The organism is Nocardia sp. NPDC041819 (assembly GCF_055590505.1).
Map to the genome: position 1 here is coordinate 36,675 of NZ_JBVJAP010000017.1, position 16,516 is coordinate 53,190.

A 16,516-nucleotide genomic window follows, 5' to 3' on the forward strand; every position below is an offset into this window, starting at 1 on the left:
GCGGGCGTGACACGTGGCATCGAAGAGGCGAGACAGAGGAAATCCCATGGTGGAAGCAGCGAATGACATCGCTATCGTCGGAATGTCGTGCCGGATGCCGGGCGCTTCCGACCTGGAGAAGTTCTGGCGATTGCTGTGCGAGGGTCGCGATGCCATCGGGCTGGCGCCCGCCGACCGGCCCGGTATCGAGGAGACAGCGGGATTCCTCGACTCGGCCACGGAATTCGATGCCGGATTCTTCGGTGTCCCACCGAACGAGGCGAACGCCCTCGACCCTCAGCAGCTGCTCGGGCTCGAGCTCAGCTGGGAGGCATGGGAGGACGCCGGTCTCGGTGATGTGACCGGGGCGCGGGCCGGAGTCTTCCTGGGTTGCACCGGAACCGATTTCGCCGAAATCGTGGCCGCCCAGGGCAGAAACGGCATCGGCAGGCATTCGCTGTGGGCGGTGGGCCGAGGGGTGACCGCCAACCGGATCTCGAACTACTACGGGTTCACCGGGCCGAGCTTGGTCGTCGACAGCGGACAGTCCTCGTCCTTGGTCGCGGTGCACCTGGCCTGCGAGTCGATCCGCGGCGGCGATTGCGATGTGGCCGTGGCGGGAGGCTTGAACCTCATCCTGTCTCCGTTGAGTGGCGAAAGATACGAACAGTTCGGCGCGCACTCGGCGACGGGGAAATGCCACACCTTCGACGACCGGGCCGACGGCACCGTCCGAGGCGAAGGCGGCGGCATGATCGTGCTCGAGCCGGTGGCGCGCGCGATCGCGGCGGGACACCGGATCTACGCCGTGATCCGCGGCAGCGCCGTCAACAACGGCAACGAGCGGCAGGTGTTGAGCGCACCCAGCGCCGCTACTCAGGCCGCCGTCATCCGGGCCGCACTGACGGCGGCCCGGATCGACGGCTCATCGGTGCAGTACGTGGAGCTGCACGGCACCGGTACGCCCGCGGGCGACCCGGTGGAAGCGGCAGCTCTGGGCGAGACGTACGGGGCGGGCCGTCCGGCGGAGGAGCCGCTGGCCGTGGGGTCGGTCAAAACCAATATCGGGCATCTGGAAGGCGCCGCCGGAATCGCGGGGCTGATCAAGACCGCACTGTGCCTGCGGCACGGGCGGCTGGCGCCCAGCTTGAACTTCCGCAATCCCAATCCCCGCATCCCACTGGACGACCTGGGGCTGCGGGTGCAGACCAGCACGCAGCCGTGGGCAGGCGATGAGCTTCGCCGGGCCGGGGTGTCGTCGTTCGGGATGGGCGGAACGAACGCGCACGTGATCCTCGAGCAGGCGCCTGCCACGGCTGCCGTCGAGGTGACCGGCGCGAGCGGTGAGTCACGGCCCGCGGTGTGGGTTCTGTCGGCGCGCAGCCGGGAAGCTCTGCGGGAGCAGGCTGTTCGTTTGCGGGAATGGCTGGCCGACAGCCCGCGGGCTGGTGCCGCCGAGGTGGCGTACTCGCTCGCCCATACCCGGACTCCGTTGGAATGGCGGGCAGCGGTCGTGGGGTCCGGCGCCGATCGGATGAGCGCAGGGCTGGCCGCCCTGGCCGAGCCGGCGCCGGACACTGCCGCAGGCGATCCCACCGTGGTGTCCGGCCGGGCCGCGGCGCGGCGAGTGGTGTTCGTGTTCCCGGGCCAGGGCAGCCAATGGGTGGGAATGGGCGCCGGACTGCTGGCGTCGGACGAGGTCTTCGCGGCGTCGATCGCGGAATGCGAGGCGGCGCTGACGCCGTTCGTGGACTGGTCGTTGACCGAGGTGCTGCGGGGGACGCCGGGCGCCGCCTCGCTGGATCGCGTGGATGTGGTGCAGCCGGTCCTGTTCGCGATGCTGGTATCGCTGGCACGGCGGTGGCAGGCCGCCGGGGTGCGACCGTCGGCGGTGGTGGGGCATTCCCAGGGCGAGATCGCCGCCGCGGTGGTGGCCGGTGGATTGTCGCTCGAGGACGGGGCGCGCGTGGTGGCCCTGCGGTCGCGCGCGGTCGCGGAACTGCTCGCGGGATCGGGCGGTATGGCGTCGGTCGGCTTGCCGGGCGACGCGGTCGCGGACCGGCTGGCGGCCTTCGGCGGCCGGCTGTCGGTGGCGGCGGTGAACGCCCCCGGCCAGACGGTGGTGTCCGGGGCGGCCGACGCGATCGAGCAGTTCCTCGCGGATTGCGCGGCCGAGGGAATCTGGGCGAAACGCATCCCGGTGGACTACGCGTCGCATTCGGCGGCGGTGGAACGAATTCGCGACCGGGTGCTGGCCGACCTGGCGCCGATCCGGCCGAAGACCGGTGACATTCCGTTCTTCTCGACGGTGACGGCCGAGTTCGTGGATACGGCTGGGCTGGACGCGGCGTACTGGTATCGCGGGTTGCGCGAGCAGGTGCGCTTCGCCGAGGCGATCGAGGCGTTGCTGGCTGCGGAGATGACGGCGTTCGTGGAGACGAGTCCGCATCCGGTGGTCGCCTCGGCGATCGAACTGGTGGCCGCGGCACTGGGCGCGGCCGACCGGGTGGCGGTGTGCGGCACCCTGCGACGTGGTCACGGTGGACCCGAGGAGTTCGCCGCGGCGGCGGCCCGGGCCTACTGTGCGGGTATCGACGCGCTGGCGGTGGAGTTGGGCCCACCCGCCGCGCGAGTGGACCTGCCGGTCTACGCGTTTCAGCGCCGCCGGTGCTGGACACCGGAGGTCGGCGGCTGGGCGGGTGCGGCGGATATGCGCCGCGCCGGACTGATCGCGCCGGACCATCCGATTCTGGGCGCCGCGGTGGAGGTGGCGGAGCGCGACGAATGGCTGTTCACCGGGCTCCTCGCCCCCGACGCCCACCGCTGGCTGGCGGATCACGTCGTCTCCGGGGCGCCCGCGGTCCCCGCGACGGTCTGGCTCGAGGCCGCGTTGAGCGTGGGCGTCCGGGTGGGCGCCGGGGATGTCGAGGAACTGCGGGTCGAGACGCCGCTGCCCGCGAACCTGCCGTGGACGATCCAGATGCGCGTCGCGGCGGCCGACGAGAGCGGGCGGCGGGCGTTCTCCGTCCACGCCCGCCCGGCCACCGAGGCCGCTGGGGAATGGTCTCGGTGCGCGCAAGGGGTGCTGGCCGGAAGCCGTGACGCGATCCCCGTCCGGCCGGGCGTCGAGTGGCCGCCCACCGGGGCCGAGCCGTTGGCCGCCGAAGAACTCTACGACCGGCTGGCCGGTCGTGGGCTCGGTTACGGCGTCGCGTTCCAGGGAGTCACGGCGTCCTGGCTGCGAGGCCGCGAGGTGTTCGCCGAGGTGTCGCTGGACGAGTCGGTGGGCGATCAGGGCCGGTTCGGCATCCATCCCGCGCTGCTCGACGCCATGGCGCACCCCGCGGCGGACCTGCTCGCCGACGACTCGCCCACCCGGACCCCGATGCCGTTGTCGTTCAGCGGCGTTCGGCTGTACCGCGACGGGGTCGCCGCCGCCCGGGTGCGGATCGAGCGAGTCGGCGCGGACACCATGCGTGTGACCGCCGTCTCCGAGGACGGCGACCCAGTTCTCGTGATCGGATCGCTGCGGCTGCGCACCGTCGACCGGGCAGTGGACGAGACCCAGCCGGGGGTGGCCGCGTCTGCGCAGGCCATTGCTCCCGCCCGCCGCAGGCGTGCCGCGGTGGAGGGTCCGCTGGCGCCGAGGCTGTTCGCCGTTCCGGAACAGGAGCGGGACGCGCTGGTGTCGAAGGTCGTCGCCGAGCAGGCCGCGGCGGTACTCGGCTACGAGTCGGCCGAGGCCGTTCCCTCCGATCTGCCGTTCACGGCGTTCGGATTCGACTCGCTGAGCGGAGTCCAGTTGCGTGACCGGCTGGCCGGCGCCACCGGGCTGGCGCTGCCCGCGACGCTGATGTTCGACTATCCGACGCCCACCGCGGTGGCGCGGCTGGTGCGCGCTCGGCTCGAAGGGGTGGATCTCGCCGGGCCGCGCACCGTGCGCCGCGCTCGATCCGACGAGCCGATCGCCATCGTCGGGATCGGCTGCCGCTTTCCCGGCGGTGTCGGATCGGCCGAGGACATGTGGCGCCTCGTCGCATCCGGAAGCGACGCGATCACGCCGTTTCCCGAGGACCGCGGGTGGGACCTGGAGCGGCTGTTGCATCCCGATCCGGATGAGCCCGGCACGGTCTATATCCAGGAAGGCGGATTCCTGGCCGCTGCGGCGGATTTCGACGCCGGATTCTTCGGTATCGGGCCGCGTGAGGCGGCGGCGATGGATCCACAGCAGCGGCTGATGCTGGAGGTCGCCTGGGAGGCATTGGAAGACGCGGGCCTCGACCCCACCGCGCTACGCGGTACGGACACCGGCGTGTACGTCGGCGCCTGCGCCTCGGGCTACGCGGAGGGTGTGACCGGGGAGTACGAAGGTTTCCGGCTGACCGGGACGTCGCACAGCGTGATCTCCGGCCGCGTGGCCTACGCTTTCGGCCTGGAAGGCCCCGCGGTCACGGTCGACACCGCCTGCTCCTCCTCGCTGGTGGCCATCCATCTGGCCTGTCAGGCACTCCGTCAGGGCGAGACCTCCCTGGCGCTGGCCGGTGGCGTCAGTATCTCGGCGAGTCCGGCGCTGTATGTCGATTTCGCGCGCCAGCGTGGCTTGGCGGCGGATGCGCGGTGCAAGCCGTTCTCCGCCGCGGCCGACGGCGTGACCTGGTCCGAAGGTGTCGGCGTGCTCGTCGTCGAACGGCTTTCCGACGCCCGTCGCCTCGGGCATCCGGTCCTGGCGGTCGTGCGCGGTAGCGCGATCAACCAGGACGGTGCGAGCAATGGCTTGACCGCGCCGAACGGTCCATCGCAGGAACGGGTGATCGCGGCGGCGCTGGCAGACGCGGGGTTGACGCCGACGGATGTGGACGCGGTCGAGGCGCACGGAACCGGCACCGCGCTCGGGGATCCGATCGAAGCGCAGGCGCTCATCGCCGCCTACGGCGCCGAGCGGACGGAACCGCTGCGCATCGGGTCGGTGAAATCGAATATCGGTCACGCCGTCGCGGCCGCGGGTGTCGGCGGTGTGATCAAGATGGTGCAGGCGTTGCGGCACGAAACGCTGCCGAAGTCGTTGCATCTCGACGCGCCGAGCCCGCATGTCGACTGGTCGGCGGGGTCGGTGCGGCTGCTGAGCGAGCCGGAGTCCTGGCCGGCCGGTGACCGGGTGCGTCGTGCCGGGGTGTCGTCGTTCGGGATGAGCGGGACGAACGCGCACCTGATCCTGGAGGAGGCGCCGACGGTTCCGGCGGAAAGACTCCGCGCCACGGCTGAGCCGGATGATCGTGATCGGGATGTCCGGACGTGGACCGTGTCCGCGCGCACCCCGGAAGCGCTGCGCGCGCAGGCCGTTCGGCTCACCGAATGGCTGACCGCGCAGGACGACGTGAACGTGGCGGATGTCGCGTACACATTGCTGCGGCACCGCGCGCAGCTGGAATATCGCGCCGCGATCGTCGGGCACGAACTCGATGATCTGCTGTCCGGGCTCGCCGGTCTGGCCGGATCGGCGACCGCCGAGAGCGATTCCGTGGTCACCGGCCGGGCCGCGGCGCGGCGGGTGGCGTTCGTGTTCCCGGGTCAGGGCAGCCAGTGGCCTGCCATGGGCGCCGAACTGCTCGCCGCGAACCAGGTGTTCGCGGAGTCGATCGCGGACTGCGAGGTGGCGCTGGCGCCGTTCGTGAACTGGTCGTTGACCTCGGTGCTGCGGGAAGAACCGGGCGCGCCGTCATTGGACCGGGTGGATGTGGTGCAGCCCGCGCTTTTCGCGGTGCTGGTGTCGCTGGCGCGAGTGTGGCGGGCGAACGGGGTGGAGCCCGCGGCGGTAGTGGGGCATTCGCAGGGTGAGATCGCGGCGGCCGTGGTCGCGGGCGGGCTTTCGCTCGCCGACGGTGCGCGTGTGGTCGCCGTCCGGTCCCGGATCGTGGCCGAGGAACTGGCGGGAGCCGGTGGCATGGTGTCGGTCGGTGCGGCGGCGCACGTGGTCGCGGATCGGCTGACCCGGTTCGGGGACCGATTGTCCGTGGCGGCGGTGAACGGGCCGGGCCAGACCGTGGTGTCGGGGGAGGCCGCGGCCGTGGAGGAATTCCTGGCGGCCTGTGCGGCCGACGGCGTGTGGGCGAAACGGATTCCGGTGGACTACGCGTCGCATTCGGCCGCCGTGGAGACCATCCGCGATCGGGTACTGGCGGAGCTGGCTCCGGTCGCGCCGGTACCCGGTTCGGTGCCCTTCTTCTCGACCGTGTCCGCGGACTATGTCGACACCACGACGCTGGACGCCGCCTATTGGTATCGCGGCCTGCGCGAGCCCGTCCGGTTCGCCGAAGCGATCGAAACGCTGCAACGCGCGGGTGTGAACGCCTTCATCGAGGTCAGCCCGCACCCGGTGCTGACGGTCGGGATCGAGTTGACGGCGGACGCCCTGGACACGTCCGGCCGTGTGGCCGTCCTGGGCACCTTGAAACGCGGACACGGAGGGCCACAACAGATCTCGCTGGCGCTGGCGCGCGCTCATTGTGCCGGTATCGACGTCGCCGCGCCGGCACCGGCGCCCGTCGCCACCCGAGTGGACCTGCCGCGGTACGCGTTCGAGCACAAGCGGCACTGGCTGGTGCCTGGCGGTGTGCCCGACATTCGGCAGTCGGGACTGGACGAGGTGGGGCATCCGCTGCTGGCGGCGATGGTGCGGATGCCGGAAACCGACGAGGCGGTGTTCACCGGCAGGCTGTCGCGAGCGGCATATCCATGGCTGTCCGATCACGCGGTCGCGGGTGTGGCCTTGCTGCCCGGCGCCGCCTTCGTGGAACTCGTCCTGCATGTCGGCGCGGTGGTCGACTGCCTGTGGTTGTCGGAACTGGTGCTCGAGGCGCCACTGGTGGTGCCGTCGTCGGGGACTGTCGAGCTACGGGTGGTGGCCGGCGCCCCGGACGAGTCGGGCACCCGCAGGGTGTCGGTGTACTCCCGATCGGATGAGGCCGCATCTCGCGCCGAACACGGTCCGGCCGAGCGGATCTCGGACGGGAACCCACCGCGGTGGATCCGGCACGCCGCCGCCACCATCACCGCCGAAACGGATGCGGCCGTGACCACGGCCGTGGCCGTGCGCCCGCCGGCCGGTACGGCCGTGGTCGATATCGCCGGCGTTTACGCGGAATTGGCCGAGCGTGGCTACGAATACGGTCCCGCGTTTCAGGGGCTGACCGCCCTGTGGCGCGGTGACGGCGAAGTCTTCGCCGAAGTGACTCTGCCGGAGCCGGGCCGCGCCGGGGTCGCCGGATTCGGGCTACATCCGGCGCTGCTGGACGCGGCGCTGCATTCGGTTCTGCTCGGTGGGCTCGTATCAGACGCGCCGGAGGGGACGGTCGCGGTGCCGTTCTCCTGGGAGAACGTCAAGTTGTCTGCGACGGGGGCGACCACGCTGCGGGTCCACGCGGCCGTGTCCGGGTCCACGGTCGCAGGACCTCGGATCGCGGTGACCCTCAGCGATACATCCGGCATGCCGGTGGCCGAGGTGGGCGCGTTGACCATGCGCCCGATCCCGCTCGAGGCACTGGGACGATCCCGGCCGCGCAGCGAGGGACTCGGCTACCGGGTGGAATGGGACGTGTTGTCCGCGCAGGAAGCCGTGGACAAGGCGGTCTGGGGTGAAGCCGCGGACGGCGAGACCGTCACGATCGCGGGCCGGGCGGCGACGGTGATCCGGCTCGGCGAGGCCGCCGACCGCCCGGTGCCAGAGTCGGCACGTCATGTGGTGACGGCGGTGACCACGCGGACGCAGCGGCTGCTGGATGGGAAGAACCCGATCGTCGTGGTCACCCGGCGGGCCGTGGCGGTGCACCCCGGCGAGCCGGTGGATCTGTCCACGGGTGCGGCATGGGGGTTGCTGCGCACCGCCCAGAGCGAGCACCCCGAACGGATCCTCCTCGTCGACGTCGATGACTGGGCTGATTACCGGCACGGTGTCGCCCTCGCGATGACGACGAACGCCGAATCCCAGTTCGCCGTCCGTCGCGGTGTCCCGCACGTGCCGCGCCTGCGCCGGGCAGCCGACGACATCGGGAATGCGGGTGTGGCGGTGCGGGCTCCGGCCTGGGCACTTGCCCACCATGGCAAGGGCACGTTGACCGGCGACAACCTGACGCTGACCGAGACGCCGGAGGCATTGCGGGCCCTGGCCCCCGGCGAGGTCCGGGTGGCGCTGCGGGCGGCCGGTCTCAACTTCCGCGATGCCCTGATCGCCTTGGGCATGTATCCGCAGCCCGACGCTGTGCTGGGTGTGGAGGGTGCCGGTGTGGTGGTGGAGGTCGGTGCGGGTGTGTCGGGGTTGGTGCCTGGTGATCGGGTTTTCGGGTTTGTGACCGGTGTGGGGTCGGTGGTGGTGGCCGATCACCGGTTGTTGGTGGTGATGCCGCAGGGGTGGTCGTTCGCGCGGGCGGCGGCGGTGCCCGCGGTGTTCGCGACGGCGCTCTACGGGTTGGTGGATGTGGCCGGGGCGCGGGCGGGGGAGACGGTGCTGGTGCACGCGGCCACGGGTGGGGTGGGGATGGCCGCGGTGCAGGTGGGCCGCTGGCTGGGGTTGCGGATGCTGGTGACGGCGAGTCGGCCGAAGTGGGATGTGCTGCGGGGGTTGGGGTTCGGTGCGGAGGAGATCGGTGATTCCCGGTCGCTGGAATTCGAGGAGAAGTTCCGTGCGGTGACCGGTGGCGCTGGCGTGGACGTGGTGCTGGATTCGCTGGCAGGCGAATTCGTGGATGCCTCGTTGCGGTTGCTGGCACCCGGTGGACGGTTCGTGGAGATGGGGTTGCTCGATCGCCGCGACCCCCAGCAGGTAGCCGCTGTCCATCCGGGGGTGCGGTACCAGAGTTTCGTCCTGCTGGATGTGGCGGCGGATCGGCTGCGGGAGATCCTCACATCGGTCGTAGAGCTGTTCGAGGCCGGGATCTTGACGCAGTCCCCGCTGACCGCATGGGATTTGCGGCAGGCGCCGGAGGCGCTGCGGTTGATGAGCCAGGCTCGGCATATCGGGAAGAACGTGCTCACCGTGCCGAGGCCGCTGCCGCCCGAGGGCACGGTGTTGATCACCGGTGGTACCGGGGGATTGGGTGCGTTGGCGGCTCGGCATCTGGTCACCGAGTACGGGGTGCGCAGACTGGTATTGGCCAGCAGGCGCGGACCGGATACCCCCGGTGTGGGGAAACTGCGTGACGAGCTCGTCGGCTTGGGCGCGCACGTGGACGTGGTCGTCTGTGACGCGGCGGACAGGAACGCCCTCGAGACGACGCTCGCGGCGATCCCGTCCGAGCATCCCCTGACCGGCGTCGTCCACGCTGCGGGGGTGCTGGCCGATGGCTTGTTCACCGATCTGACGGCGGAGCGGATCGAGCAGGTGTTGCGGCCGAAGGTGGACGCGGCGTGGAATCTGCACGAGGCGACGCGGCATCTGGATCTGTCGATGTTCGTGTTGTATTCCTCGATCGCGGGCGTGATCGGCAATGCGGGACAGGCCAATTACGCGGCGGCCAATACGTTCCTCGACGCGCTGGCACACCACCGGCACGTGAACGGTCTACCAGCGACCTCGATCGCCTGGGGGTTGTGGCAGCAGAGCACCGGCATGACCGGGGCGCTCGGCCGAGCCGATATCGCCCGGTTGCGGCGGGAAGGACTCCCGCCACTGGGCGAGCGGGAGGGTATGGCACTGTTCGACGCCGCACTCGCGGGTGGCGTATCGGAGTTCGTGGCTGTCCGCGTCGACCGCGACGCGCTGGCGGAAACGGCGCCCCGTGCCCTGATGCGCGGTTTGGTACGGCCGTCCCGGCGCCGGGTCGCCGGTGAGGTGGCGCAGCGTCCGGAACTGGCCGCGCAACTGGCGGGTCGTTCGGCTGCCGAGCAGGACCGCGTCGTCCTCGACCTCATCCGCGCCCAGGCCGCGGCGGTGCTGGGGCACACCGGCGTCGAGTCGATCCCGGCGGACAAACCGTTCCGCGATATCGGATTCGACTCACTCGGTGTCATGGAATTCCGCAACAGGCTGTCGGAAACCACCGGCCTCCAGCTGCCGTCGACACTGGTCTTCGACCACCCGACCGCCACCGCGATGGCGAAGCTGGTGCGCTCCCTGGCGGTGCCGGCCACCGCGGACGAATCCGCCGAGCAGGCTCCGCGCCCGGAGCGTGGAGTCGATGAACCGATCGCCATCGTGGGTATGAGCTGCCGCTTCCCCGGCGGAGTCACCTCACCGGAGAGTCTGTGGGAATTGCTGGCCTCCGGCACGGACGCGAGCACGGAATTTCCCACCGACCGCGGCTGGGATCTCGAGCGGCTGTTCGACGCGGACCCGGACAAACCAGGTACCTCCTACACCCGGCGCGGCGGATTCCTTTCCGGCGCGGCGGATTTCGATGCCGGATTCTTCGGCATCGGCCCCCGGGAGGCGTCCGCCATGGACCCCCAGCAGCGTCTGCTGCTGGAAGCGACCTGGGAGGCCCTGGAGGATGCCGGTATCGACCCGGTCGCGTTGCGTGGCAGCGATACCGGCGTCTTCGCCGGAGCGTGCTCATCCGGCTACGGCGAGCGGGTCACCGGAGAACTGGAGGGTTACCGTCTCACCGGCACCACGCACAGTGTGATCTCCGGCCGGGTGGCCTACGTTTTCGGCTTCGAAGGCCCGGCCGTCACCGTGGATACCGCGTGCTCGTCGTCGCTGGTCGCCCTGCATCAGGCCACCCGCGCGCTGCGCCAGGGAGAGACCTCGCTGGCACTGGCCAGCGGTGTGACGGTCGCGGCCAGTCCGTACCTCTACGTCGATTTCGCCCGGCAGCGCGGCCTGGCGACCGATGGCCGCTGCAAGTCGTTCTCCGCCGACGCCGACGGCGTCGGATTCGCCGAGGGCGTCGGGGTGCTCGTGCTCGAACGGCTCTCCGACGCCCAGCGCCTCGGGCACACCGTTCTGGCTCTCGTGCGCGGCAGCGCGATCAACCAGGACGGTGCGAGCAATGGCTTGACCGCGCCGAACGGTCCGTCACAGGAACGGGTGATCGCGGCGGCACTGGCCGACGCGGGGTTGACGCCGACGGATGTGGACGCGGTCGAGGCGCACGGTACCGGCACGACATTGGGCGATCCGATCGAGGCCCGGGCACTGATCAATGCCTACGGGCGCGACCGTGCCGGTCGCCCGCTGTTCATCGGGTCGGTCAAATCCAATCTCGGCCACACCATCGCCGCCGCGGGTGTCGGTGGGGTGATCAAGATGGTGCAGGCGTTGCGGCACGAAACCCTGCCGAGGACACTGCACGCGGACGAGCCGAGCCCCTATGTGGACTGGTCGGCGGGCAACGTTCGGCTGCTGACCGAAGCCAAGGCGTGGCCCGCCGGGGACCGCGTCCGGCGGGCCGGCGTGTCGTCGTTCGGTGTCAGCGGCACCAACGCCCACGCCATCCTGGAAGAGGCGCCCCCGGTTGCGGCGTCCCCGGTCGCGCCCGCTCCCGGGCGTCGTATCGAGACGGTCGTGCCCTGGCTGGTGTCGGCCGATTCCGAGTCGGGCCTGCGGGCGCAGGCCGAGCGGCTACGGGAGTGGGCGATCCACCATCCCGACGCCGGCCCCTGGGACACGGCTCACGCGCTGATCAGCTCCCGCGCACAGCTGCCGTGGCGTGGCGCTGTCGTCGGGCGTGACCGGGACGAACTACTGGCCGGGCTGGCCGAATTGGCCGCCGGTCACACGGGTGCGATCGCGGCGAGGTCGAATGTGGCCGGACGGACGGCGTTCCTGTTCACCGGTCAGGGCGCGCAACGTGCCGGGATGGGCGCCGGTCTGTACGCGGCTTTCGGTGTGTTCGCCACGGCCTTCGACGAGATGTGCACCCATATCGATCCGCTGCTCGGTCGTTCGCTGCGAGAGCTGGTCTTCGACCCGGACGGTGCTCGGCTGCTGGATCGGACCGAGTTCACCCAGCCAGCCTTGTTCGCGTTCGAGGTGGCGCTGTTCCGGCTGCTGGAATCGTTCGGCGTCGTTCCGGATGCGCTCATCGGACATTCGATCGGCGAGTTGACCGCCGCGTACCTCGCCGGAGTGTGGGCGCTACCGGATGCGTGCGCGCTGGTGGTGGCGCGCGGACGGTTGATGGGCGCACTACCGGGGGACGGCGCGATGCTGGCCGCGGCGATACCCGAGGAACGGGCGATGAACCTGCTCGACGAGTTCGGCGGCCGGGTGTCGATCGCCGCGGTGAACGGTCCGGGATCGGTGGTGTTGTCCGGTGCGGCCACCGCGATCGACGCGGTCGCCGATCGGCTGGCCACAGCGAATGTGCAGACCTCGCGGCTGCGGGTGAGCCATGCGTTCCATTCGGCATCGATGGAGCCGATGCTCGACGAGTTCCGCGCAGTGGCGCGAGGTTTGACCTACAACCGGCCGACCGTCCCGATCGTGTCGAATGTGTCCGGTGCCTTGGTCGACGCCGGCCTGACCGACCCGGACTACTGGGTTGCCCAGGTACGTGGGTGTGTCCGATTCGCACCGGGTATCGCCACCTTGGTCGAGGACGGCGTCCGGCGGTTCTTGGAGGTCGGCCCGGATGCCGTGCTGGCCGCCATGGTTCGGCAGTGTCTGGCTGAAACGCCGGCCGCGGAGGCGGGGTCGACCGTGGTGGCGGCCGCTCGACGCTCGACCGACGAGGCGGATCGGTTCGTGACCGCGTTGGCACAGGCCGGCGCGGGAGGGGTACCGGTGGACTGGACGCCGCTGTTCGCCGGCCGGGCGATCGAGCGAGTACCGCTGCCGACCTACGCGTTCGAGCGTCAGCGGTACTGGTTGCCCCCGGCCCGGGTGTCGGATGTGTCGCGCTCGGGCCTGGACGACGCGGGCCATCCGCTGCTGGGCGCTCTGGTGCGGTTGCCGGATTCGCCGGAGGTCGTGTTCACCGGGCGAATGTCCGGAGCGGAAATTCCGTGGCTGGCCGATCACGCGGTCGGCGGAGCGGTCGTGTTCCCCGGCGCCGCATTCGTCGAGCTCGTCCTGCACGTGGGTGCGGTCGTGGCATGTCCCGCGGTGTCGGAACTGGTGATCGAGACGCCCCTGCCCATGCCCGCTGCGGGTGCGGTCGAGTTGCGGGTGGTCGCCGGTGGCCCGGAGGAATCCGGTGCCCGGGCGGTCACGGTGTACTCGAGGTCGCGTGACGGCGAGGAGCCCGAGGCTGCGTGGATGCGTCACGTGACCGCGAGGGTGACCGCGCGGCCGGTTGGTCCGTCGACCGCCACGGCGGAGGCGAACTGGCCACCGACCGGTGCGACCGAGCGGGAACTCACCGGCGCCTACGCGGATCTGGATGAACTCGGCTACGAGTACGGCCCGGCTTTCCAGGGGCTGACGGCGCTGTGGCGCGGCGACGGTGAAGTCTTCGCCGAGGTCGTTCTGCCCGAGTCCGCTCGCACCCAGGCCGGCGGGTACGGCCTGCATCCGGCGCTGCTGGACGCGGCGCTGCACTCCGTCCTGGTCGGTGGGCTGGCGCCCGAGCCGGTGGCCGGTGCGGTGACTGTGCCGTTCGCGTGGGAGGGCGTCGAACTGCATGCCGCCGGAGCCACCGCGGTGCGAGTTCACGCCGTCCTGTCCGGTGCGGCGACGGAGGAAACCCTGATCGCGGTGACGCTCACCGATACCGCGGGGCGGCCGGTGGCCGAGATCGGTGCGTTGCGCCTGCGCAGTGTCGCGACCGGGGCGTTCGCCTCGGTGCGGCGCCGCGCCGTCGGCTACGGACTCGACTGGACAGCCCTGCCAGCGGTCGAGCCGAGCGCCGCCGGGGTATGGGATGTCACCGGTGATGTCCAGACCGTGCACGTCGCGGGTGGCGACGTGACGGTGGTGCGGCTCGAAACCGAGGTCGAGGGGAGTGACTTGCCCGCGACCGTGCGTGCGGTGGTGACCGCGACGACGACGCGCGTGCGGGAATCACTGGAACGGGACGGCCGCGTTGCCGTGGTGACCCGGCGGGCGGTGGCGGTCCACGCCGGAGAGTCCGTGGATCCGGCGGCCGCCGCGGCGTGGGGGTTGCTGCGCACCGCCCAGAGCGAACACCCGGACCGGCTTCTGCTCGTCGACATCGATGAGTGGGATCGCCTGCGGCAGAGCGTCGTATCCGCGCTGACGCTGGAGGCCGAACCGCAACTCGCCGTCCGCGGCGGCGTCCCGCACGCACCGCGACTGCACCGTGCCGGGCACGCCGGCCTGAGCGGCGCGGAGTTGTTGCGCACATGCGCTCCCGCCGACCACCGGGAATGGGGACTGGCGCCGCTCGGGAAAGGCACGCTCGGCGCGGACAACTTCGGGCTGCGTGAACTCCCCGACGCCTGGGCGCCACTGGCTCCGGGGCAGGTGCGGGTGCGCACGATGGCGGTCGGCCTGAACTTCCGGGACGTGCTCGTCGCGCTCGGCACGTACCCCGACGCGGGCGCTGTGTTGGGCGTGGAGGGTGCGGGTGTGGTGGTGGAGGTCGGTGCGGGTGTGCCGGGGTTCGTGCCGGGTGATCGGGTGTTCGGCTTTTTGTCGAGTGTGGGGTCGGTGGTGGTGGTTGATTGCCGTTTGGTGGTGAAAATGCCTGCGGGGTGGACATTCGCGCAGGCGGCGGCGGTGCCCGCGGTGTTCGCGACGGCGTTCTACGGGTTGGTGGATGTGGCGGGGGTGCGTGCTGGGGAGCGGGTGTTGGTGCATGCGGCGACGGGCGGGGTGGGTTTGGCGGCGGTGCAGGTGGGGCGGTGGCTGGGCGCGCGGTTGCTGGTGACGGCGAGTCGGCCGAAGTGGGGGGTGTTGCGGGGGTTGGGGTTCGGCGATGAGGAGATCGGTGATTCGCGGTCGCTGGAGTTCGAGGGGAAGTTCGGTGGGCCGGCGGGTGGTGTGGATGTGGTGCTGGATTCGCTGGCGGGTGAGTTCGTGGATGCGTCGTTGCGGTTGCTGGGGTCTGGTGGCCGGTTCGTGGAGATGGGGATGTTGGATCGGCGTGACCCCGCCCAGGTAGCCGCCGCGCACCCCGGGGTCACCTACAGCGGTTTCATGCTCATGGACGTGGACCCCGACCGGCTCCACGAGATCTTGACCCGCATAGTCGACCTCTTCGAGGCGGGTGTGTTCACCGCGTCTCCACTGACGGCATGGGACGCGCGGGATCTTCCCGAGGCGCTGCGGTTCATGAGCCAGGCTCGGCATATCGGCAAGAATGTGCTGACGGTGCCGAGGCCGTTGCGCCCGGAGGGCACGGTGTTGATCACCGGTGGTATCGGTGGTTTGGGTGCGTTGGCGGCTCGGCATCTGGTCTCCGAGTACGGGGTGCGCAGGTTGGTGCTGGCCGGTAGGCGCGGCCCGGACACTCCGGGTGCCACCGAACTCCGTGCCGAACTCGTGGCCGCGGGCGCGCAGGTGGACGTGGTCGCTTGTGATGCGGCGGATCGCGATGCGTTGGACGCGGTACTGGCGGCGATCCCGCCGGAGCATCCGTTGACCGGCGTCGTGCACGCGGCCGGGGTGCTGGCCGACGCGCTCTTGGAGAACATGACCGCGGAGCGGATCGCGGAGGTGTTGCGGCCGAAGGTGGACGCGGCGTGGAATCTGCATCTGGCGACGCGGGATCTGGATCTGTCGATGTTCGTGTTGTATTCGTCGGTCGCGGGTGTGATCGGCAATGCGGGACAGGCGAATTACGCGGCGGCGAACGTGTTCCTCGACGCCCTGGCACAGCACCGGCGCGTGCAGGGTCTGCCGGCGACCTCGATCGCCTGGGGCCCGTGGCAGGCGGACACCGGCATGACGCGGACGCTCGGTGACGCCGACTTCGCCCGGTTGCGGCGCGAGGGGTTCCCGCCGTTGGGCGAGGGGGAGGGTATGGCCATGTTCGACGCCGCGCTGTCCAGCGGGAGAGCGGCGTTCGTCGCGGCCCGGATCGCGCTCACGGAGACCGCCGATCACGATCCGCGCCCGATCCTGCGCGACCTGCTGGGAGCCACCCGCCGCCGAGCCGAGAACCCGGGGAACGGATCACCGCAACCGACGCATCGCCTGGCGGGCCTGCCGACCGCCGAACAGGACCACGTCGTTCTCGAGCTGGTTCGCGGCGAGGCCGCGGCGGTGCTCGGAACCGACATCGAGTCCATCGCGGCCGACAAACCCTTCACCGACATCGGATTCGACTCCCTCGGCGTCATGGAATTCCGCAACCGGTTGAAATCGGCCGCGGGCGTGCAGGTGCCCGCGACGGCGATGTTCGACTACCCGACTCCACGGGAACTGGCCGGTTACCTGCGTCAGGAGATCGCTCCGGTGGAGGATCCGGCGAAGCGGATCGCCGCCGAAGTCGAAGCGCTGGGCCGCAGCGTGGCCTCCGCCGAACTCTCGGCCGCCGACCGGTCGTCGCTGGCGACCACATTGTCCGCCCTGCTGCGTGAACTCGAAGGCAGGGACGCCGGTGTGGTCGACGTGGGCGGCGACACCGACCACCTCGACACCGCGGACGATCACGAACTCTTCGAGTTCATCGACAACCTCAGCTGAACTTGCACGATC

The 16,516-nt window shown here is 70.7% G+C and carries 1 protein-coding gene; it reads left to right on the forward strand.

The genetic code is table 11. The features are described 5' to 3' along the window. Positions 1–46 precede the first annotated feature (46 nt). Entirely contained in the window at positions 47–16,504 is a 16,458-nt protein-coding gene (locus ACZ6DL_RS32385; RefSeq protein WP_466056808.1) for a type I polyketide synthase, read from the forward strand. Positions 16,505–16,516 lie beyond the last annotated feature (12 nt).